The sequence below is a fragment of the Pseudomonas sp. ADPe genome (genome assembly GCF_014843515.1).
Lineage (GTDB): Bacteria > Pseudomonadota > Gammaproteobacteria > Pseudomonadales > Pseudomonadaceae > Pseudomonas > Pseudomonas citronellolis.
On sequence record NZ_CP062122.1, the window covers coordinates 3,703,105 to 3,724,708 of the forward strand.

At 68.4% G+C, this 21,604-nt stretch carries 19 protein-coding genes; 6 read left to right on the forward strand and 13 right to left on the reverse strand.

What is annotated here, in order from left to right:
• Positions 1-42: 42 nt before the first annotated feature.
• From purH to IG194_RS16710, 11 genes are all read right to left on the reverse strand, one after another.
• Positions 43-1,650 (reverse strand): bifunctional phosphoribosylaminoimidazolecarboxamide formyltransferase/IMP cyclohydrolase, encoded by a 1,608-nt coding sequence (purH, locus tag IG194_RS16665; RefSeq protein WP_058488259.1) that lies wholly within the window; start codon positions 1,648-1,650, stop codon positions 43-45.
• A gap of 97 nt (positions 1,651-1,747) precedes the next feature.
• Positions 1,748-2,068 (reverse strand): DNA-binding transcriptional regulator Fis, encoded by a 321-nt coding sequence (gene fis / locus IG194_RS16670; RefSeq protein WP_009613305.1) that lies wholly within the window; start codon positions 2,066-2,068, stop codon positions 1,748-1,750.
• On the reverse strand, positions 2,065-3,063 hold the full coding sequence (gene dusB / locus IG194_RS16675; RefSeq protein ID WP_009613304.1) for a tRNA dihydrouridine synthase DusB: 999 nt from the start codon (positions 3,061-3,063) through the stop codon (positions 2,065-2,067). Before dusB ends, fis begins: the two co-directional genes overlap by 4 nt.
• Before the next feature lie 227 nt (positions 3,064-3,290).
• Positions 3,291-4,466, reverse strand: coding sequence for a DUF3426 domain-containing protein (locus tag IG194_RS16680; RefSeq protein ID WP_225617126.1), 1,176 nt, complete (start codon positions 4,464-4,466; stop codon positions 3,291-3,293).
• 17 nt (positions 4,467-4,483) lie between these two features.
• A complete protein-coding gene (locus IG194_RS32805; protein WP_225617127.1) occupies positions 4,484-4,795 on the reverse strand; it encodes an MJ0042-type zinc finger domain-containing protein in 312 nt (103 codons plus the stop codon).
• A 75-nt stretch (positions 4,796-4,870) separates the two neighbouring features.
• A complete protein-coding gene (gene prmA / locus IG194_RS16685; RefSeq protein ID WP_058488260.1) occupies positions 4,871-5,749 on the reverse strand; it encodes a 50S ribosomal protein L11 methyltransferase in 879 nt (292 codons plus the stop codon).
• 108 nt (positions 5,750-5,857) lie between these two features.
• Positions 5,858-7,204: an acetyl-CoA carboxylase biotin carboxylase subunit gene (gene accC / locus IG194_RS16690; RefSeq protein WP_009613299.1), complete on the reverse strand. Its 1,347-nt coding sequence runs from the start codon at positions 7,202-7,204 to the stop codon at positions 5,858-5,860.
• A 17-nt stretch (positions 7,205-7,221) separates the two neighbouring features.
• Positions 7,222-7,692 carry an acetyl-CoA carboxylase biotin carboxyl carrier protein gene (gene accB / locus IG194_RS16695; protein WP_009613297.1) on the reverse strand — a complete coding sequence of 157 codons (471 nt, stop codon included), beginning with the start codon at positions 7,690-7,692 and terminating at the stop codon, positions 7,222-7,224.
• A gap of 25 nt (positions 7,693-7,717) precedes the next feature.
• Positions 7,718-8,161, reverse strand: coding sequence for a type II 3-dehydroquinate dehydratase (aroQ, locus tag IG194_RS16700; protein ID WP_058488261.1), 444 nt, complete (start codon positions 8,159-8,161; stop codon positions 7,718-7,720).
• 141 nt (positions 8,162-8,302) lie between these two features.
• A complete protein-coding gene (dsbD, locus tag IG194_RS16705) occupies positions 8,303-10,159 on the reverse strand; it encodes a protein-disulfide reductase DsbD (RefSeq protein WP_058488262.1) in 1,857 nt (618 codons plus the stop codon).
• A gap of 133 nt (positions 10,160-10,292) precedes the next feature.
• Entirely contained in the window at positions 10,293-11,201 is a 909-nt protein-coding gene (locus IG194_RS16710; protein WP_058488263.1) for a LysR family transcriptional regulator, read from the reverse strand.
• A gap of 109 nt (positions 11,202-11,310) precedes the next feature.
• Between IG194_RS16710 and IG194_RS16715 the strand changes: the two genes are divergently transcribed.
• Positions 11,311-12,408 carry a polyamine ABC transporter substrate-binding protein gene (locus IG194_RS16715; RefSeq protein WP_141679712.1) on the forward strand — a complete coding sequence of 366 codons (1,098 nt, stop codon included), beginning with the start codon at positions 11,311-11,313 and terminating at the stop codon, positions 12,406-12,408.
• Between the two features lie 66 nt (positions 12,409-12,474).
• Positions 12,475-13,437: an agmatinase gene (gene speB / locus IG194_RS16720; RefSeq protein ID WP_058488264.1), complete on the forward strand. Its 963-nt coding sequence runs from the start codon at positions 12,475-12,477 to the stop codon at positions 13,435-13,437.
• Between the two features lie 186 nt (positions 13,438-13,623).
• On the opposite strand, the gene IG194_RS16725 is transcribed toward speB, so the two are convergent.
• Entirely contained in the window at positions 13,624-15,237 is a 1,614-nt protein-coding gene (locus IG194_RS16725; RefSeq protein WP_043318812.1) for a sensor domain-containing diguanylate cyclase, read from the reverse strand.
• A gap of 249 nt (positions 15,238-15,486) precedes the next feature.
• On the opposite strand from IG194_RS16725, the gene IG194_RS16730 reads away from it, so the two are divergent.
• The 4 genes from IG194_RS16730 (at position 15,487) to speA (ending at position 19,999) form a co-directional block, all read left to right on the forward strand.
• Positions 15,487-16,554, forward strand: a complete 1,068-nt coding sequence (locus IG194_RS16730; protein WP_024128112.1) for a DUF2333 family protein — start codon at positions 15,487-15,489, stop codon at positions 16,552-16,554.
• Entirely contained in the window at positions 16,554-17,093 is a 540-nt protein-coding gene (locus tag IG194_RS16735) for an NUDIX hydrolase (protein ID WP_058488265.1), read from the forward strand. The genes IG194_RS16730 and IG194_RS16735 overlap by 1 nt, the downstream gene beginning before the upstream one ends.
• 389 nt (positions 17,094-17,482) lie before the next feature.
• On the forward strand, positions 17,483-17,854 hold the full coding sequence (locus tag IG194_RS16740; RefSeq protein ID WP_024128111.1) for a translation initiation factor Sui1: 372 nt from the start codon (positions 17,483-17,485) through the stop codon (positions 17,852-17,854).
• Positions 17,855-18,085: 231 nt separating this feature from the next.
• Entirely contained in the window at positions 18,086-19,999 is a 1,914-nt protein-coding gene (gene speA, locus IG194_RS16745) for an arginine decarboxylase (RefSeq protein WP_058488266.1), read from the forward strand.
• A gap of 144 nt (positions 20,000-20,143) precedes the next feature.
• Here speA and IG194_RS16750 read toward each other — a convergent pair whose 3' ends face one another.
• Positions 20,144-21,562 carry a PLP-dependent aminotransferase family protein gene (locus tag IG194_RS16750; protein WP_058488267.1) on the reverse strand — a complete coding sequence of 473 codons (1,419 nt, stop codon included), beginning with the start codon at positions 21,560-21,562 and terminating at the stop codon, positions 20,144-20,146.
• Between the last annotated feature and the right edge of the window lie 42 nt (positions 21,563-21,604).

A 21,604-nucleotide genomic window follows, 5' to 3' on the forward strand; every position in this document is an offset into this window, starting at 1 on the left:
AAGCGGTCGGGCTTCAGGCTTCCAGCTACAGGCTTCCAGCTTTTAGTGCCTGAAATGGCGCATACCGGTGAAGACCATCGCGATGCCGGCTTCGTCGGCCGCCGCGATGACTTCGTTGTCACGCATCGAGCCGCCCGGCTGGATCACCGCGGTGATGCCGGCCTTGGCCGCGTTGTCGATGCCGTCGCGGAATGGGAAGAAGGCGTCCGAGGCCATGACCGCGCCTTTCACTTCCAGGCCGGCGTGCTCGGCCTTGATGGCGGCGATGCGCGCGGAGTTCACGCGGCTCATCTGGCCGGCGCCGACGCCCACGGTCTGGCGGTGCTTGGCGTAGACGATGGCGTTGGACTTGACGAACTTGGCCACTTTCCAGGCGAAGATCAGGTCGTGGATTTCCTGTTCGCTGGGCGCGCGCTGGGTGACGATCTTCAGGTCCGCCTCGGTAATCATGCCGATGTCGCGGCTCTGTACCAGCAGGCCGCCGTTGACGCGCTTGAAGTCCCAGCCCGGGGCGCGCTCGGCCGGCCACTCGCCGCATTCCAGCAGACGCACGTTGGCCTTGGCGGCGACCACGGCGCGGGCGGCCGCGGAGACTTTCGGGGCGATGATGACTTCGACGAACTGGCGCTCGACGATGGCCTGGGCGGTGTCGCCGTCCAGCTCGCGGTTGAAGGCGATGATGCCGCCGAAGGCCGACTCGGTGTCGGTGGCGTAGGCCAGGTCGTAGGCCTTGCGGATGCCGCCCTCGTTCTCCGGGACCACGGCCACGCCGCACGGGTTGGCGTGCTTGACGATGACGCAGGCCGGCTTGACGAAGCTCTTCACGCATTCCAGCGCGGCGTCGGTGTCGGCCACGTTGTTGAACGACAGTTCCTTGCCCTGCAGCTGCACGGCGGTGGAAACGCTGGCCTCGCCCTTCTCCGCCTCGACGTAGAAGGCCGCGCTCTGGTGCGGGTTCTCGCCGTAGCGCATTTCCTGGGCCTTGATGAACTGGCTGTTGAAGGTGCGCGGGAAGGCGCCGCGGCCTTCGGTGGAGAGGGTGTCGCGGGCCTGGTCGATGGTGCCCAGGTAGTTGGCGATCATGCCGTCGTAGGCGGCGGTGTGCTCGAAGGCCTTCAGGGCCAGGTCGAAGCGCTGGGCATAGGTCAGGCCGCCGGCCTTCAGGGCCGCGACCACGCTGGCGTAGTCGCCGGCGTTGACCACGATGGCGACGTCCTTGTGGTTCTTCGCCGCGCTGCGGACCATGGTCGGGCCGCCGATGTCGATGTTCTCGATGGCGGTCGGCAGGTCGCAGTCGGCCTTGGCCACGGTGGCCTCGAAGGGGTACAGGTTGACCGCCACCAGGTCGATCGGCTTGATGCCGTGCTCGGCCATCACCGCGCCGTCGATGTCGCGACGGCCGAGGATGCCGCCGTGCACCTTCGGGTGCAGGGTCTTGACGCGGCCGTCCATCATTTCCGGGAAGCCGGTGTAGTCGGCCACTTCAACGGCGGCGATGGCGTTGTCCTTGAGCAGCTTGTAGGTGCCGCCGGTGGAGAGGATCTCCACGCCGAGGGCGACCAGCTCGCGGGCGAAATCGACGACGCCGGTCTTGTCGGAGACGCTGATCAGCGCGCGGCGGATGGGCAGGCGGAGGGAGTGGTCGGTCATAACGGTTCCATCTGATGAGGATAAGAGCGCTGGAGGCTGGAGGCTGGACGAGGGGCGCTTTTTCGTCCGGCCTTCAGCCTTTAGCCTCCAGCGGCTTTTAGAGGAGGTCGTACTGCTTGAGCTTCTTGCGCAGGGTGCCGCGGTTCAGGCCGAGCAGCTCCGACGCCTTGGTCTGGTTACCCTTGACGTGGTCCATCACGGTTTCCAGCAGCGGTGCCTCCACTTCGCAGAGCACCATGTTGTACACGTCCGTGACCGGCTGCCCATCGAGGTGGGCGAAGTAGTTGCGCAGTGCCTTCTCGACGCTGTCGCGCAGGGTATGGCCTTCCTGCGTCGGCGTGTTCAGGTGCTGTTTGAGGTTCGCGTTGTCGCTCACGGGTGTCATTCCACTCACTAAAGTCTCGGTCATCGTTGTCATGCGGCCACCCCTTTTCCGTTGTCGTGGCGCTCGGCGAAGAACTGCCTGACGCTGGCGCTCTGTGCATCCGTGTTCTGCAAACGATTGAACTGGGCGCGGAACTCCGCCGCCCCCGGTAACGTCGCCAGGTACCAGCCCACGTGCTTGCGGGCGATGCGGACACCCAGCTCTTCCCCATAGAAGGCATGCAAGGCGGCCAGGTGCTCCAGCAAAATGCTTTCCACCTCGGCCAGGGACGGCGCCGGCAAGGTCTCGCCGGTGCTCAGGTAGTGCTCGATCTCACGGAATATCCACGGCCGGCCCTGGGCGGCGCGGCCGATCAGCAAGGCGTCGGCGCCGGTGTGCTGGAGCACCTGGCGGGCCTTCTGCGGCGAGGTGATGTCGCCATTGGCGAACACCGGGATGGACACCGCCTGCTTGATCGCGGCGATGGTTTCGTATTCGGCGTCGCCGGTGTACAGGTCGGCGCGGGTGCGGCCGTGCACGGCCAGGGCCTGGATGCCCGACTGCTCGGCGATGCGCGCGACGTTCACGCCGTTGCGGTTGTCGCGGTCCCAGCCGGTGCGGATCTTCAGCGTCACCGGCACTTCGACGGCGGCCACCACGGCTTCGAGGATTTCGGCCACCAGCTTCTCGTCGCGCAGCAGCGCGGAGCCGGCGGCCTTGTTGCAGACCTTCTTGGCCGGGCAGCCCATGTTGATGTCGATGATCTGCGCGCCCAGCTCGACGTTGGCGCGGGCGGCCTCGGCGAGCATCTGCGGGTCGCCGCCGGCTATCTGCACCGAACGCGGCTGGTCCTCGCCGTCGTGCACCAGGCGCAGGCGCGACTTGCGGCTGTTCCACAGGCGCACGTCGCTGGTGACCATCTCCGAGACCACCATGCCGGCGCCGAGGCGGCGGCACAGCTGGCGGAACGGGCGATCGGTGACGCCGGCCATGGGAGCCAGGATCAGTCTGTTGGGCAGTGTGTAAGAGCCGATGCGAACCACCGACATCGCTTCCCTGTTATGGGGCGCAATCGCTGCACGCTCCCGCGGGTCGAGGACTCGGGGAGGGTCGGCGAGAGGCCACCGGTGCTTGCAAAAAAGGGAGGGCATGATACCCGCTCTCGATGACCGGATAAAGGCGATTTTGGATAAATTCTGAACAGCCGCCGGCTTATTGCCTGGGGTTGGAAGACGAGCGGAACTGGCGCTGCGCGGGGTTCTGCGCTATGCGCCGGTCACTCCGGCGAATGGAAGCTGAGGCTGTAGTTGACCGCCTTGGGGCCCGGGTCGAGGATGTCCAGCGACACGTGGATCGGCGTCTGCGGCGGCATCTCGCTCTGCCCGGCCAGCTCGCCGCCCAGGTATTCGCTGGGCTTGAAGCTGCGGCTGGCGATCAGTTGGCCGTTGAGGTCGGCGAAGCGCAGCTCCAGCAGCGGGAAGGGCTGGGAGAAGCTGGCGCGGTTGTAGATGATCGCGTCCACCACCAGGGCGCCGCTGAAGTCCGGGTGGCTGCGCACCACCAGGTTGCTGCTGCGGATCTGCTCGACGTCGACTTTCGACGGCAGGGTGCAGCCCAATTGCGGGCAGAGTTCGGCGAACCAGGGGCGGTAGGCGTCCTCGCGGGCCAGTTCGTCGAAGTGGTAGGCCACGTACTGGCCGCCCAGGCCGGCCAGGGCCAGGAGGATCAGCAGCAGCCAGAGCAGGCGCCAGCCCCAGCGGCTCTTGGGCTTCTGCCAGTCCAGTTGCAGCGGCTCGTCGCTGAGGTCGTGCAGGGCGGCCTCGCCCAGGCCCGGGTCGGGGCGGCGCGGGGCCTTGTCGTCTGCCTCTTCGTCCTCGTCGTCCAGCGGCGCGCCCAGGCGGGGCATCTCGCGTTCCGCCAGCGGGGGCTCGGCCTCGGGTTCCTCGTCCGGCTCGGCTTCGGTTTCCAGCGGCTCGTCGTCGCGGCGGGCGCTGAAGCTCGGCAGGTCGTCGTCTTCCTCTTCTGCGGCAGCGGCGGCCACGGCCGGCTCTTCGACCGGCGCGCTCTGCGGGTGCGGCGGTGCGACGGGGGGCTGCTCGGGCTCTTCTTCGATGCGGCCCAGGCTCGGTTCCTGGCGGCCGCCTTCGCTCGCCTGGCGTTCCTCGTCGCGCAGCAGGGCCTCGGCCCAGCGTTCGTCATGCGGGTCGCGCGCCGACGGGCGGTTGCCCAGCAGGGCCTCGGCCGGCTTGGGCGCGGCCTGCAGTTCGCGGAATTCCTGGGACAGCTCGAATTCGTCGAGCTTGGCCAGCTCTTCGTCGAGGTTGAGGCTGTCCAGGTCGAGATCGTCGTGGATCCACAGGGTATCGTCGGCGGACTTGGCCGCTACGGCGGCTTCTTGCGCCGGCCTGGCCGGTGCCGGGGCGGGCGCCGGGGGCTGGGTGGGGGCCGGCATGGGTGTGGCGGCCGGGGCTACCGTGCTGTCGGCGGACGGCCGCGCGCTGTGCGGCGCCAGCGGCCAGCCGAGGGTGGCGACGCCGGGCGCCGGGACGGGGCGCGGGGCTCGCTCGGCGCGGCGGGCGCTGCGGGTTTCGGGGCCGCAGCCGGCGGCTGGATGGGCTCGCCGCCGGAGCGCGCGGTGCCGCCCAGCATATGTTGCGGGGCGTTGAACACCTTGAGGCAGGCGCCGCAGCGCACAGCGCCATTGGCCGCACCCAGCTGCGCCTGGTTGACGCGGAAACTGGTGAGGCAATGCGGGCACTGTGTGATGAAACTGGCGCTCATGCGGCGGTCCGGCGATAAACGGTCGATTAGTCTAACTCAAGCCTCGGCGTGCGGGCAGTTGGCCGCCACCAGGGTTCAGCGGCGGCGGCCGCTGATGCGTACCCAGCCTTCGCGCTCGGCGGTGGGCTCCAGCTCGAAGGCGTCGGCGTAGGCGGCGCGCACTTCCTCGGCCTGCTCGGCGAGGATGCCCGACAGGGCCAGGCGGCCGCCGGGCTTGACCAGGGAAGTCAGCTGGCCTGCCAGTGAGACCAGGGGACCGGCGAGAATGTTCGCCACCACCACGTCGGCCTGCCCGGCGGGCAGATCGGCGGGCAGGTAGACCGGGAACAGCGCCGGGTCGATGCCGTTGCGCGTGGCGTTGTCGCGCGAGGCCTCCAGGGCCTGCGGGTCGATGTCGGTGCCCAGCGCCCGCTTCGCACCCAGCAGCAGCGCGGCGATGGCGAGGATGCCGGAGCCGCAGCCGAAGTCCAGCACGGTCTCGCCGGCCAGTTCCTGGCCGTCCAGCCATTCCAGGCACAGCGCGGTGGTCGGGTGGGTGCCGGTGCCGAAGGCCAGGCCCGGGTCGAGCAGCAGGTTCACCGCCTCCGGCTGCGGCGCCTCGTGCCAGCTGGGGACGATCCACAGGCGGCGGCCGAAGCGCATCGGCTTGAAGTTGTCCATCCAGCTGCGTTCCCAGTCCTGGTCCTCGACCACTTCGACCTGGTGCTGGGGCAGTTCGCCGCCGGTCAGCAGCTGCAGGTGCGCCAGCAGCGCGGCCTCGTCGGTGCCGTCCTCGAACAGGGCCAGCAGGTGGGTGTGGGTCCACAGCGGGGTGGTGCCCAGGTCCGGCTCGAAGATCGGCTGGTCCTCGGCGTCCATGAAGGTCACCGAGACGGCGCCGACTTCCAGCAGCGCGTCCTCGTAGGTGGGCGCCTGTTCCGGGGTGATGGCGAGGCGGACTTGAACCCAGGGCATAAAAAACCTCGTGAGAAAACGGCTGAAGGCTGGAAGGCCGGACGAAGGGCGGGATTATCCGCTTTTTCGTCCAGCCTTCCAGCCTCCAGCGCTTTTATCGGCGTGGGGTCAGTGACTCATGCCGAGTTTCTTTTCCAGGTAATGGATGTTCACACCGCCCTTGCAGAATTCCTTGTCGCGGACCAGGTCCTTATGCAGGTCGATGTTGGTCTTGATGCCGTCGACGATCAGCTCGTCCAGGGCATTGCGCATGCGCGCCAGGGCTTCGTCGCGGTCCTTGCCGTAGGTGATCAGCTTGCCGACCAGCGAGTCGTAGTTCGGCGGTACGGTGTAGCCGCTGTACAGGTGCGAGTCGACGCGCACGCCGTTGCCGCCGGGGGCGTGGAAGTGCTTCACGGTGCCCGGGCTGGGCATGAAGTTCTTCGGGTCCTCGGCGTTGATCCGGCATTCCAGGGCGTGGCCGCGGATCACCACGTCCTCCTGGCGGACCGACAGCTTCTGGCCGGAGGCGATGCGCAGCATTTCCTTGACGATGTCGATGCCGGTGACCATCTCCGACACCGGATGCTCCACCTGCACGCGGGTGTTCATCTCGATGAAGTAGAAGCGGCCGTTCTCGTAGAGGAACTCGAAGGTGCCGGCGCCACGGTAGCCGATCTCGACGCAGGCGCGAACGCAGCGTTCGAGGACTTCCGCGCGGGCCTTCTCGTCGATGCCCGGCGCGGGGGCTTCTTCCAGCACCTTCTGGTGGCGGCGCTGCAGCGAGCAGTCGCGGTCGCCCAGGTGGATGGCGTTGCCCTGGCCGTCGGAGAGCACCTGGACTTCCACGTGGCGCGGGTTGGTCAGGAACTTCTCCAGGTAGACCATGGAGTTGCCGAAGGCGGCGCCGGCCTCAGTGCGGGTCAGCTTGGCCGACTTGATCAGCTCTTCCTCGCTGTGCACCACGCGCATGCCGCGGCCACCGCCGCCGCCGGCGGCCTTGATGATGACCGGGTAGCCCACTTCGCGGGCGATGGCCAGGGCGGTTTCCTCGTCTTCCGGCAGCGGGCCGTCGGAGCCCGGTACGGTGGGCACGCCGGCTTTCTTCATGGCGTCCTTGGCCGAGACCTTGTCGCCCATCAGGCGGATCACGTCGGCGCTGGGGCCGATGAAGGTGAAGCCGGAGCGTTCGACCTGCTCGGCGAAGTCGGCGTTCTCGGCGAGGAAGCCGTAGCCCGGGTGGATACCGTTGGCGCCGGTGACTTCGGCGGCGGCGATGATCGCCGGGATGTGCAGGTAGGACTGGCCGGCCGGGGCCGGGCCGATGCACACGGCCTCGTCGGCCAGCGACAGGTGCATCAGCTCGCGGTCGGCGGTGGAGTGCACCGCGACCGTCTTGATGCCCAGCTCCTTGCAGGCGCGCAGGATGCGCAGGGCGATCTCGCCGCGGTTGGCGATCAGTACTTTATCCAACATCGCAGGTTCCCCGCGGCTTAGACGATGGTGAACAGCGGCTGGTCGTACTCGACCGGCTGGCCGCTTTCGACCAGGACCTGCTCGATGACGCCGCTGGTTTCAGCCTCGATGTGGTTCATCATCTTCATGGCTTCGACGATGCACAGGATGTCGCCTTTCTTCACGCTCTGGCCGACTTCGACGAAGGGCGCGGCGGTCGGCGACGGCGAGCGGTAGAAGGTACCGACCATCGGCGAGCGGACCACGTTGCCGTTGAGCTTGGCGGCAGCCGGCGCGGCTTCGGCGGCCGGTGCGGCGGCAGCGGCCACCGGGGCCGGGGCCGCAGCGGGGGCGGGCGCGTAGGCCGGGGCGGCAGCGTAGATCGGCTGGGCGGCGGTCTTGCTGTGGCGGCTGATGCGCACCGATTCTTCGCCTTCGCGGATTTCCAGCTCGTCGATGCCGGATTCTTCGAGCAGTTCGATCAGTTTCTTGACTTTACGGATGTCCATTAGCGTTCGCACTCCCAGGTGATGGTCACGGGCGTTCAAGTTGTTCGAGGGCGGACTCCAGGGCCAGGCGGTAGCCTGTGGCCCCCAGGCCGCAGATCACCCCTACCGCCACGTCGGAGAAGTAGGAGTGATGCCGGAAAGGTTCACGTTTGTGCACGTTGGACAGGTGCACTTCGATGAATGGGATGCTCACCGCGAGCAACGCGTCACGTAGCGCGACACTCGTATGCGTGAAAGCCGCCGGATTGATGAGGATGAAGTCCACGCCTTCGCTGCGCGCGGCATGGATGCGCTCGATCAGTTCGTACTCGGCGTTGCTCTGCAGGTACATCAGGTGATGGCCGGCCTCGCGGGCGCGGCGCTCCAGGTCCTGGTTGATCTGCTCAAGGGTGACCGAGCCGTAGACGCCGGGTTCGCGGGTGCCGAGCAGGTTCAGGTTGGGCCCGTGCAGGACCAGTAGGGTGGCCATCGGCTTTTTGTTCTCTCGTCGCGCGGATTGGAAATTGGCCGGGACTATGCCGGAAACCGGTCGTGACTGTCCAGTCATGCCGGTTTTGCGGTAGATGTCGGCATGTTGCCTGATGATTGCTGCAGAAATATGAGGCGCGCTCTAGCGCGCGCCGGCCTGCTGCAGATGGGCGGCCAGGGTGGCCGCGTTGGTCTCGCCGACGATGCGCAGGTCGCTGTGTTCCTGGCCGCCCGCGTCGAACAGCAGCAGCGCCGGCGGGCCGAAGAGGTTGTAGCGGTCGAGCAGGGCGCGCTGCTCGGCGGTGCTGTCGGTCATGTCGAAGCGCAGCAACTGGTAGCCGGCCAGTTGCGCTTGCACTGCCGCGTCCGGCAGCACCTGGCGTTCGATGATCTTGCAGCTGATGCACCAGTCGGCGTACCAGTCCAGCAGCACCGGCCGGCCGGCGGCGCTGGCCTGGGCCAGGGCGGCGTCGAGCTGCGCTGGGGTGGTCAGGTTCTGCCACTGGCCGGGCGTCGAGCTGGGCGGGCCGGCATGGCTGGAGGGTTCGGAGCGGCCCAGCGGGTGCAGCGGGTCGGATTCGCCGCGCAGGGCGCCGGCCCAGGCCGCCAGGGCGTAGACCAGGAACATCAGGCCGAGCAGCTGGGCGCCGCGCTGCAGCGGCGTCTTGTTCACCAGTTCCAGGGTGCCCAGGGCGATGGCCACGCCGCCGGCCAGGGCGCCCCACAGGGCCAGGCTCACCGGGCCGGAGAGCACCCGCTCCAGCAGCCAGATGGCCACCGCCAGCAGCAGCACGCCGAAGAAGTTGCGCACGCCGGTCATCCAGGCCCCGGATTTCGGCAGCACGGCGCCGCCGCCGGCGCCGAAGATCACCAGCGGGGTGCCCATGCCCAGGCCCAGGGCGAACAGCAGCAGGCCGCCGCCGAGGGCGTCGCCGGTGCTGCCGATGTACAGCAGCAGGCCGGCCAGGGGCGCCGAGACGCAGGGCGAGACCAGCAGGCTGGAAAGCACGCCCAGGGTGGCCGCGCCGGCGATGGAGCCGCCACGGGTGTCGGCCGCCATGCGGTCCAGGCGCTCGCGCAGAAAGCCCGGCAGGCGTAGCTCGAAGATGCCGAACATGGCGATGGCGAAGGCCACGAAGAAGGCCGCGAAGGGCACCAGCACCCAAGGCGACTGCAACATCGCCTGCAGGTTGAGCTTGGCGCCGAACAGGCCCATCAGCGCGCCGAGCACGGCGTAGCACACCGCCATCGGCAGCACGTAGGCCAGCGACAGGGTGAAGCCGCGCATGCCGCCCGGGCGCCCGCGCAGGACCACGCCGGAGAGGATCGGCAGCATCGGCAGCACGCAGGGGGTGAAGGTCAGCGTCAGGCCGGCGAGGAAGGCGATCAGCAGGCCGCGGTCGAGCTTCTTGATCTTGCCGCTGCCTTCGCCCTTGAGCAGCGCCAGCAGGTCGTCGACCACCGCCGGCTCGCCGGAGGCCACGGCCGCCTTGCCGGCGGCGGCGGGCTTGGCGCCGAGGCTGGCGACGCCCGCGGCGGAAACCTGCACCTGGACGGTTTCCGGGGCGTAGCACAGGCCCTTGTCGGCACAGCCCTGGTAGGTGACGGTGAGGCGGTAGGGCAGATTCTGCGGGTTGTTCAGCGGCACCTTGACGTCGGTGATGGCGTAGTAGACCTGGGAGTCGCCGAAGTAGTCGTCGTGGTGGGCCTTGCCCGGCGGCAGCTGCACGTCGCCGAGGCTGACCTCGGCCGGCTCGACCTGGAACTTCATGCGGTGCCGGTAGAGGTAGTAGCCCTCGGCGTTGACGAAGCGCAGCAGCACCTGCTGGCTGTCGCTGTCCTCGACGCTCAGGCGGAAGGCCTCGGCCACCGGGAGGAACTTGCCCTCGGCCGGCGCCGCGGTACTGAAACCGGGGGCGGCGGGGGCCGGCTTGTCGAACAGGCCAGCGGTGGCGGGCAGGGCGACCAGGAACAGGAGCAGGGTCAGCAGACGGCGCATGGAACTCTCGCGGACTTTCTGGGTGGCGGCATGATAGCGGAAAGCTTCCGATGCGGCCCGAGGAGCTGTCACAAGAAGTGCTCGAGGCTGTGGGACTGCGCCGGCGAGCTCGGGTTCCCGCATCGCTGCCGCGTCAATCGGCCGCGTGCTGGCCGAACGCCCCCAGCAGGTCGCTGACGAAGGCCTGCTCGGCGTCGCCGGGGTGGCGGCCACGGTGGCGAGTCAGGCTGAAGGCCACCTCGAAGCCCAGTTCGCCCGGCAGCAGCTCGCGCAACTGGCCGCGTTCGATCCAGGGTTGCGCGACATGCCGGGGCAGGTAGCCGATGTGCGCGCCGGAGAGGATGAACGCCAGGCTGCCGTCCACCTGTTCGCAGCGCGCGCTGCTGCGGCCGGTCTGCAGCGGTTCGTCGGCGGCGATGAAGCGGTAGGGGTGCAGCACCTGGTCGGCGTCGGCCAGGGAGTCGCGGGTCGGCTTGCTGTGCTCGAACGCCGGGTGGCCCGCGCCGCAATACAGGCCCTGGGATTCGACGAACAGGGGGTGATGCTCCAGCGCCGCCTGGGTGCCGGCGAAGTAGCCGACCGCCAGGTGCAGCCGGTCCTGCAGTAACAGGCGCTCCAGTTCGGCGGGCGTGGCGGTGAGCAGTTCCAGGCTGACCGCCTGGTTGCGCTGGCGGAAGCGGCGGATCGCCTCGGACAGTCGCGCGACGACGCTTTCTTCGAGACTTTCCGAAAGGCCGATGCGCACCTCGCCCAGCAGCTTGTCGGCCACGCCGCGCGCCTCGTCGCGGAAGCCCTCGATGGCGACGAACAGCCGCCGCGTCGATTGCAGCAGGCGCTCGCCCTTGGGCGTCAGGCGGAAGCCGCCCTTGCCGCGCTCGCACAGGCGGTAGCCCAGGCGCGTCTCCAGCTTGGCCATCTGGATGCTGATGCTCGGCTGGCTCAGGCCCAGCTCGCCCTGCGCCGCGCTGAAGCCGCCGCACTCCACCACGGTGACGAACAGGCGCAGCAACTGCAGGTCGAGGTCGCGCAACTGGCTGAGCATGGCTGTCTCCAAACATTGCCAAAATGCAATGCCAAAGTAATTAACTTTGTATTTTTACAAAGTAAAGCCCGCCCCATGCTCGCCCCATAACCACAACAACCCCGAGGCGATGATCATGCGTGTGTTTCCCTGGGCTTCCCTTGCGGCCCTGCTCGCGGTCCTGGCCATGCCCCTGCAGGCGCAGGAGCGGGTACTCAACCTGTACAACTGGGCGGATTACGTCGGCGCCGAAGCCTTGCAGCGCTTCCAGAAGGAAACCGGCATCCGCGTCAAATACGACACCTTCGACAGCGCCGAGGTGCTCGACAGCAAGCTGATGACCGGCCGCAGCGGCTACGACGTGGTCTTTCCCGCCAGCAGCGGGCTGGCCCGCGCCATCCAGGCCAAGGCCGTGCAGCCGGTGGACGACGCGCAGCTGAAGAACTTCGCCAACCTCGACCCGGAACTGCTGGCCAAGCTGGCCGCCATCGATCCGGGCAACCGCTACGGCGTGCCCTACACCTGGGGCACCGTGGGCCTGGCGATCAACAGGGACGAAGTGCTCAAGCGCATCCCCGATGCGCCGCTGGACAGCCTCGACCTGCTGTTCAAGCCCGAATACGCCAGCCGCCTGGCCGACTGCGGCATCTCGCTGATCGACTCGCCCCAGGAAGTGATCAGCGTGGCGCTCAACTACCTGGGCAAGCCGCCCTACAGCACCGACGCGGCCGACCTGGCCCAGGTCCGCCAGTTGCTCGAAAAGCTGCAGCCCAACGTGCGTTACATCGCCAGCGGCAAGCACATCAACGACCTGGCCAACGGCACGCTGTGCCTCGCGCTGACCTACACCGGCGACGCGCTGATGGGCGCCGCGCAGGCCAGGCAGGCGAACAAGCCATTCGAGGTGATCTACCGGATACCCAGGGAAGGCACGCTGATCTGGTTCGACACCATGGCCATCCCGGTGGACGCGCCGCACCCGCAGGAAGCGCGCGCCTTCATTGACTTCATGCTGCGCCCGGACGCCATCGCCGAGCTGACCAACACCCTGTACTTCGCCAATGCCAACCGCAAGGCCACACCGCTGCTCAATGCCGATGTGGCCAGCGACCCGGACATCTACCCGGCGCCGGCTATGCGCCAGAAGCTGTTCGGCGAGCAGTTGCTGACCTTGAAGCAGCAACGTGAGCGGACGCGGCTGTGGTCGGCGTTCCGCACCCGCTCCTGAGCGAGGGTAGAGCCGCAGGCACCGAGCTATCAGGACACACCAAAAAACACCGATGATGAGGACACCATGGATCAAGCCCACGACAACGACCAGGCCATCACCCGCGACAGCCTGTATGGCACCGCCGCCGAATCCACCTACGCCGGCATCACCAGCTTCATGCGCCGCCGCTACAGCCGCGACCTGCGCGGCGTCGACCTGGTGGTGAGCGGCGTGCCCTTCGACACCGCCACCACCAACCGCCCCGGCAGCCGCTTCGGGCCGCGGGCGATCCGCGCCGCCTCGGTGCAGATGGCCTGGGCCCGGCACTTCCCCTGGGAGTTCGACCCCTTCGACCACCTGGCGGTGATCGACTACGGCGACTGTTCCTTCGACCACGGCGTGCCGCAGGAAACCCCGGCAGCCATCGAAGCCCACGCCGCGCGCATCCTCGATGCCGGCTGCGCGCTGCTGACCCTGGGCGGCGACCACTTCATCAGCTACCCGTTGCTCAAGGCCCATGCGAAGAAGCACGGCCCGCTGTCGCTGATCCACTTCGACGCCCACAGCGACACCTGGCCGGACGAGGACTGCCAGCGCATCGACCACGGCACCATGTTCTACCATGCCGCCCGCGAGGGGCTGGTGGACCCGGCGCGCTCGGTGCAGGTCGGCCTGCGCACCACCAACGACGATGTGATGGGCTTCCAGGTGCTGGATGCCCGCGAAGTGCACCGCCACTCGCCGCAGGCCATCGCCGAACGCATCCGCGCGCGGGTGGGGGACCACCCGGTGTACCTGACCTTCGATATCGACTGCCTCGACCCGGCCTTCGCGCCGGGCACCGGCACGCCGGTCTGCGGCGGGCTCAGTTCGCACCAGGCGCTGGAAATCCTCCGCGCGCTGCGTGGCATCAACCTGGTGGGCATGGACGTGGTGGAAGTCGCGCCGCCCTACGACAGCGCCGAGATCACCGCCCTGGCCGGCGCGACCCTGGCGATGGAGATGGTTTGCCTGTACGCGGCGCGGCACAAGCTGGGCGAGCGTTGATGGGATGGCCCGGTAGGCGCGGGAAACCCATTTTACGGGGCGTCGTGGTTGGACCTGGCGCGCTCTTCAACGGCGTTTCGTGCCCATCACCGAGCGGGGCATGGCCAAGGTCAAGCGGCGGATAACCGCGAACGGTTATCCGCCCTACGCCGAGCCCATCCCGGCGTTATCCGCCTATCCGCGGGGTCAGGCGAACACCTCGACGCGATTGCGCCCGCCATGCTTGGCGCGGTACAGCGCCTCGTCGGCGCGGCGGGCCAGGACGGTGGCGTCTTCGTCCGCGCCCAGCTGGGCGATGCCGCAACTGAAGGTGCAGGCCAGGTCGGCGGGCTTGGCCGGGTAACGGATTTCGGCGAAGCGCTGGCGGATTTCCTCCAGCACCTTGTGCGCCGCCACGCTGTCGGTGTCCGGCAGCACCACGGCGAATTCCTCGCCGCCGTAGCGGCCGATGTGGTCGGTCTTGCGCAGGCGCTGCTTGAGGAACAGCGCCAGGCTCTTGATCACCCGGTCGCCCATGGGATGGCCGTAGCTGTCGTTGACCTTCTTGAAGTGGTCGATGTCGAGCATGGCGAAGGCCAGCGGCTGGCCTTCGCGGCGCGCGCGGTAGCTGGCGTCTTCCAGCAGCTGCAGGGTGTGGGTGTGGTTGTACAGCCCGGTGAGGCTGTCGCGCACCATGCGCGCCTTGAGGCTGCGCGCCCGCGCCGCGCGGTTGCGCACGGTGGCGATCAGGTGGCGCGGCTTGATCGGCTTGGTGAGGAAGTCGTCGCCGCCCTCGCTCATGGCGTCGAGCTGCTTGTCCAGATCGTCCTCGGCCGACAGGTAGATGATCGGCACGCTGACGTGGCGCTCGTGCTGGCGGATCACCTTGGCCAGCTCGGTGCCCAGGCATTCGGGCATGTACATGTCGAGGATGATCAGGTCCGGCTGGAACTCGGCCAGCTCGGCCATCACCGACAGCGGCGCGGTGAGCGCGCGGGTGACGATGCCGGCGCCGTTGAGGACCATCTCGGTGTGCGCCGCCTGGGCCCGCGAGTCGTCGACGATGAGCACGCGGAAGGGGTCGTAGTGGGCGACGCGGGTGAGCATCTCGATCTTTTCCAGCACCCCGGAGGCGTCCAGGGTGCCGCTGAAGAACTCCTGGCCGCCGGCGCGGGCCGCGGCCAGGCGGGTGGGGGTGTCGGTGTCCTCGTGGCTGAAGAACAGCACCGGCAGCTTGTGCGCCAGGCCCGCCTGCACTTCCTCGGCCAGGGCCAGGCCGAGGCCCGCGCCGGCGAAGTCGACGTCCATCAGCAGCGCCGCCGGGTGGCGTTCGGCCATGGCCGCGCGGAAGGCCGCGGCGTGCTCGCACAGCTGCGCGTGGACGCCGAAGAACTCCAGCTGCTGGGCCAGGCGCTCGGCGCGCTCGGCGTCCTGCAGGGCCAGGTAGACCGGCTTGCGCAGCGGCGGCAGCTGGGTGTGTTCGAGCTGGTCGCCATGGCGCAGGCCGGTGCGCGACAGGCGCAGCATCAATTGGGCGAACTCGTTGATCCGCTCGCTGGACAGGCGCCCGCGATTGCCCGCCACGGCGTCCAGCCCGGCGCCGATGGCGGCGGCCAGCTGGGCGTGCTCGGCCTGCTCGAAGCGCTCGGCGTAGCGCTGCAGGCGCAGGACGGCCTCGCGCAGGTCGGCCATGCCGCTGGCGGTCCATTCCGAGCGGCTGAGCTGCTGCCAGATCTCCAGCACGTGCCGGGCCTGGTGGATCACCCGCTGGGCAAAATGGTGTTTCAAGCGATCGCGGGTGGGATCGTCGTGCTCGGTCATGGCGCACTTCTTGTGAGGGCTGACGCGGTGGCGGGGTCGCCAGAGCGATGATGGCACCATGCTACCATTTGCCGCTGGCAATTCCAGTGATGTCGGTCAAGGATCGCCAGGCGTGCCATGCAGAGGGTAGGCTGCCCTTCGGGCGCCGACTGCGGCATGCTAGTGCGCCTGGATCGCGGCATCGCCCGGCACCTGTGGCGGGGCCTGCGGTCCAACCTTTTTCCGTTAGGTCGAACCAAGGACTTTGCCATGTGGAACTGGAAGAATCGCGGCGGCTCGGTGCGCGAGCGCGTCGACGACAGGGTTGACGATGTGCGCGCCTACTTCGGCGGGCCCTGGCTGGTGCGCGTGGTCGGCGGGCTGCTGGGCGCCTACCTGGTGGTCGCCGCCCTGGTCGGCTGGTACTGGAGCCGCGAGCCGGACCTGTTCCCCGTGCAGCAGCATGCGCAGCAGGCCGCCGAGCGCGCCGGGCGGCAGATGGTGGTGGGCTACACCACCGTGGAAACCCTCAAGGAAGTGGTCGGCACCCTGCTGAACAAGCCGGGCGGCTACCTGTCCAACGACATCTTCCCGCCGGGCCTGTGGCTGGACAACATGCCCAGCTGGGAATACGGCGTGCTGGTGCAGACCCGCGACCTGTCCCGCGCGCTGCGCAAGGACTTCGCCCGCTCGCAGTCGCAGTCCACCGAGGACGCCGACCTGGCCCGCGCCGAGCCGCGCTTCAACTTCGACAACAAGAGCTGGGCGCTGCCGTCTTCCGAGTCGGAGTACGCCGAGGGCATCAAGTCCCTGGACCGCTACCTGGCGCGCCTCTCCGCCGAGCAGCCCAACGCGCAGTTCTACGCCCGCGCCGACAGCCTGAACAACTGGCTGGGCGACGTTTCCACCCGCCTGGGCTCGCTGTCCCAGCGCCTGTCCGCCAGCGTCGGGCGGGTCAAGCTGAACACCAACATCAAGACCGCCTCGGCGCTGGCGCCGGGGGAGGCGCCGCAGGTCGACGAAGAGGTGCAGGAAACCCCCTGGCTGCAGATCGACAACGTGTTCTACGAGGCCCGCGGCCAGGCCTGGGCGCTGTCGCACATCCTGCGCGCCATCGAGGTCGACTTCGCCGACGTGCTGGCGAAGAAGAACGCCACCGTCAGCGTGCGGCAGATCATCCGTGAGCTGGAAGCCACCCAGGAAGCGCTGTGGAGCCCGATGGTGCTCAACGGCAGCGGCTTCGGCGTGCTGGCCAACCATTCGCTGGTGATGGCCAACTACATTTCCCGGGCCAACGCCGCGATCATCGATCTGCGGCAACTGCTGGCGCAGGGCTGATGGACCTCGTCAGCGCCGCCGAGGCCGCCCACCGGCTGGCCTCGGACCGGGAACTGATCGCCTGGGTCGACGAGCGCGACCAACTGCTGGGCGAGCTGCCGCGCGCCCAGCTGCGCGAGCGCGGGCTGATCGGCCGCGGCACCTTCATCCTGCTGTTCAATGGCGCTGGGCAGCTCTGCGTGCACCGCCGCAGCCTGAGCAAGGCGGTGTACCCGGGCTACTGGGACGCCGCCGCCGGCGGGATGGTGCAGGCCAGCGAGAGCTATGCGCTGTCGGCCAGCCGCGAGCTGGAGGAAGAGCTGGGCGTGGCCGGCGTGGAGTTGCGCGAGCATGGCACCTTCTTTTTCGACGAGCCGGGCAATCGGTTGTGGTGTGCGGTGTTCTCGGCGACCTGGGATGGGCCCTTGAGGCTGCAGCCGGAGGAGGTGCTGGAGGCGCGGTTCGTCGAGCCGGGGGTGGTGCTGGAGGAGGCTACCTCTGGGGCTTTGTACTGTCCGGATTCGTTGCAGGCTTTGCGGTTGTATCTGGGGCAGCTTTAAAGAGCAAGAGCCCCTCTCCCTAACCCTCTCCCGCAAGCGGGAGAGGGGACTGTCCGGAGTGTGCAGTAGCACGGTGCTTTGGCCATACCTTCGTTTGTGCATCCACTCCGAAGGTGCGGCGAAGCGCGTAGTTCCCGGCGCGGACTCCCTCTCCCGCTTGCGGGAGAGGGCCGGGGTGAGGGTGCTTTTCAGGCATGTCGCCAATCCGCCGATCAATGACGCATTTCCACCCTTAGCATTTGCCTCCAATGCTGGTAAATTGCGCGACCTTTCCGCTCGGGTCCTCCGGCGGGAATGCGCAGCCCCTGCCTGAGTGGGGCGTCGCGGTCGGCGCCAGCCGATCATTCGTTGACCTGGCCCTTAGAGGCCAATCCTGGGGAAAACGCCCGGTGGTCAAGAAAGCATCCTCCCTGTCCGCCCTTGGCGGGCTCGTCTACTCCACCGATGCGGGCCGGCATTGCCCGGACTGCAACCAGCCCATTGGCGCCTGCATCTGCAAGCAGTCCGTGGTTCCGGCCGGCGACGGCATCGCCCGTGTGCGCCGCGAGACCAAGGGCCGCGGCGGCAAGACCGTGACCACGGTCAGCGGCGTGCCCCTGGCCGAAGACGCCCTCAAGGAACTGGCCACGGCGCTGAAGAAACGCTGCGGCACCGGCGGCGCGTTGAAGGACGGCGTCATCGAGATCCAGGGCGACCACGTCGAGCTGCTCCTCGAAGAGTTGGCCAAGCGCGGCTTCAAGGCCAAGAAATCCGGCGGCTGATTCGTCTCTCCCCTGCAGGGAACGGGTTAGGCAGCGGCGCACGGCGCCGGCATGCCGGCCAGCCCGTTCCCTAGATGGGAGATGCGCCGCGCTCGCGAGTTCGCCACGCTTTCCTAAACTACCGCCAGAGATGGCGGTCAACACGGCAACGTCATACCCGACGTTTAGGCTTGTTGCGTCCGCGCGCTACCCCGCCGGGCGCTCGACATTCTTCTGAGGAGACACCCGCGCATGGCCGCAAGACGGACCCGCAAAGACGACGGCAGCAACTGGACGGTGGCGGACAGCCGCGGCATCTACGGTATCCGCCATTGGGGCGCCGGCTATTTCGCGATCAACGACGCCGGCAACGTCGAGGTGCGCCCGCAGGGGGCCGACGCCCAGCCGATCGATCTGCATGCGCTGGTCGGCCAGCTGCGCGAGGCGGGCCTGTCGCTGCCGCTGCTGGTGCGCTTCCCGGACATCCTGCAGGACCGCGTGCGCAAGCTGACCGGCGCCTTCGACGCCAACATCGCGCGCCTGGAGTACGGCAGCCGCTATACCGCGCTCTACCCGATCAAGGTCAACCAGCAGGAAGCGGTGGTGGAAAGCATCATCGCCACCCAGAACGTCTCCATCGGCCTGGAAGCCGGCTCCAAGCCGGAGCTGATGGCGGTGCTGGCGCTGGCGCCCAAGGGCGGGACCATCGTCTGCAACGGCTACAAGGACCGCGAGTTCATCAAGCTGGCGCTGATGGGGCAGAAGCTCGGGCACAACGTCTTCATCGTCATCGAGAAGGAGTCCGAGGTGCAACTGGTGATCGAGGAGGCCGAGCACGTCGGCGTGCTGCCGCAGGTCGGCCTGCGCGTGCGGCTGTCCTCGCTGGCCTCCTCGAAGTGGGCCGACACCGGCGGCGAGAAGGCCAAGTTCGGCCTCTCCGCCGCGCAGCTGCTGTCGGTGGTCGAGCGCTTCCGCCAGGCCGGGCTGGACCAGGGCGTGCGCCTGCTGCACTTCCACATGGGCTCGCAGATCGCCAACCTGGCCGACTACCAGCACGGCTTCAAGGAAGCCATCCGCTACTACGGCGAACTGCGCGCCCTCGGCCTGCCGGTGGACCACGTCGACGTCGGCGGCGGCCTGGGCGTGGACTACGACGGCACCCACTCGCGCAACGCAAGCTCCATCAACTACGACATCGACGACTACGCCGGCGTGGTGGTGGGCATGCTCAAGGAGTTCTGCGACGCCCAGGGCCTGCCGCACCCGCACATCTTCTCCGAGAGCGGCCGCGCGCTGACCGCGCACCACGCGGTGCTGATCACCCAGGTCACCGACGTCGAGCGGCACAACGACGAACTGCCGAAGATCACCGACCTCGCCGAGCAGCCGGAGATCGTCCAGTACCTGGCCGACCTGCTCGGCCCGACCGACGCCGAGATGGTCACCGAGACCTACTGGCGCGCCACCCACTACATGAGCGACGCCGCCAGCCAGTACGCCGAGGGCAAGATCAGCCTGGCCCAGAAGGCCCTGGCCGAGCAGTGCTACTTCGCCATCTGCCGGCGCCTGCATAACCAGCTCAAGGCCCGCCAGCGCTCGCACCGCCAGGTGCTCGACGAGCTCAACGACAAGCTCGCCGACAAGTACATCTGCAACTTCTCGGTGTTCCAGAGCCTGCCGGACACCTGGGCTATAGGCCAGGTGCTGCCGATCCTGCCGATCCACCGCCTGGGCGAGGAACCGGACCGCCGCGCGGTGCTGCAGGACCTGACCTGCGACTCCGACGGCAAGATCACCCAGTACGTCGACGAGCAGAGCATCGAGACCAGCCTGCCGGTGCATGACGTGAAGGAAGGCGAGGACTACCTGATCGGCGTGTTCCTGGTCGGCGCCTACCAGGAAATCCTCGGCGACATGCACAACCTGTTCGGCGACACCGACTCGGTGAACGTCTACCAGAACGCCGACGGCAGCTTCTACCACGCCGGCATCGAGACCCACGACACCATCGAGGACATGCTGCGCTACGTGCACCTGTCGCCCGAGGAACTGATGACCCACTACCGCGACAAGGTGGCCGGCGCCAAGCTCACCGCCCGCGAGCGCACCCAGTTCCTCGACGCGCTGCGCCTGGGCCTGACGCGCTCGGCCTACCTGTCCTCCTGACCGGCACGGCCTGCTCTTCGTAGGGCGTATAACCGTTCGCGGTTATACGCCGTTACCCCGCCGACGTGGTGCTCTTCGTAGGATGGGTTGAGCTTGCGAAACCCATCGGGTCATGGTGATGGGTATCGCTTCGCTCAACCCATCCTACGTCTCCATCACCTGCGCCACGCGCCTGGCCAATTCGGCTGCCTGCCTTTCGTCCTTCACATTGGTGAAGCTCATCACCAGCGCCGGTTCCTGGCGCGCCTCCACGCACCAATTGTTCAGCGCCTGCAAGCCCAGGCCGGCTTCCCTTGCGCGGGCGGCGATGGCCTTGTCGTCGCCATCGATCCGGCCGATCAGGTGCAGGCCGCCGGGCAGCTCGGCGAATTTCATGCGCTCGCCCAGGCGCCGCTCCAGGGCCGTGCGCAGCAGTTGCCGGCGCTGCGCGTAGAGCGTGCGGGTGCGCTTGAGGTGGCGGGCGAAGTGGCCTTCCGCGATGAAGTCGCACAGCGTCGCCTGCTGCAGCTCGGCGCAGCCGTTGGCGAAGGTCTGTTGGCTGCGCACGAAGCGCTCCAGCAACGGCGGCGGCACCACCAGGTAGCCCAGGCGCAGGGCCGGGCACAGCACCTTGCTGAAGGTCCCGGCGTAGAGCACGCGGCCCTGGCGGTCCAGGCTCTTGAGCGCCGGCAGGGGGAAGCCGGCGTAGCGGTATTCGCTGTCGTAGTCGTCCTCGACTATCCAGGCCCCGGCCTGGGCAGCCCAGTCCAGCAGGGCCAGGCGCCGCGGCAGGCTCAGGGCCACGCCGGTGGGGCTCTGCTGCGAGGGCGTGACCAGGGCGAAGCGGGCGTCGGGCGTGCGGCGCAGGCCTTGTTCCACGCACAGGCCGTCGGCGTCCACCGGCACCGCGACCGGCCGGGCGCCGGCTGCGGCCATCAGCTGGCGCCCGCGGGGGTAGCCGGGGTCCTCGTGCCAGAAGGCGTCGCCCGGTTGCAGCAGGGTGCGGCTGATCAGGTCCAGGGCGCCCTGGTAGCCGGCGCAGATCAGCACCTGCGCCGGCTCGCAGGCGATCCCGCGGGACACGTTGAGGTAACCGGCCAGCGCCTCGCGCAGCGGGGCGTAGCCGCAGGGATCGGGGTAGGCCAGTTCGACCTCGGCGGTGTTGCGCAGGCGGCGCGCGGCCAGGCGCGACCACAGCGCCTTGGGGAAGGCGTCCAGCGCCGGCAGGCCGAGTTGCAGCGGCAGCACCTGCGGGCCGTGGGCGATCAGCCCGGGCAGCACCTGCTCCGGTTGCGGCGCCAGGCGCGCCGGGCGCTCGGCGTTGCGCCCGGCCAGCTGCGGCGAAACCACTGTGCCCGCCGGGCCGCGGGCCAGCAGGTAGCCTTCGCTGGTCAGCAACTGGTAGGCCAGCTCCACGGTGCCGCGGGCCACGCCCAGCTCGCTGGCCAGGCCGCGCACCGGCGGCACCCGCTCGCCCGGGCGCAGGGTGCCGCGGGCGATGGCCTCGCGGATGCGTTCGTAGAGCTGGCGGTAGATCGGCTGCGCCAGGCCGGGGTCCAGGCGCAGGGCGAGGGGCTCGGTCATGGCCTGGTTCGCTGCGGGCTTTGTGGATAAATGACTATGCCA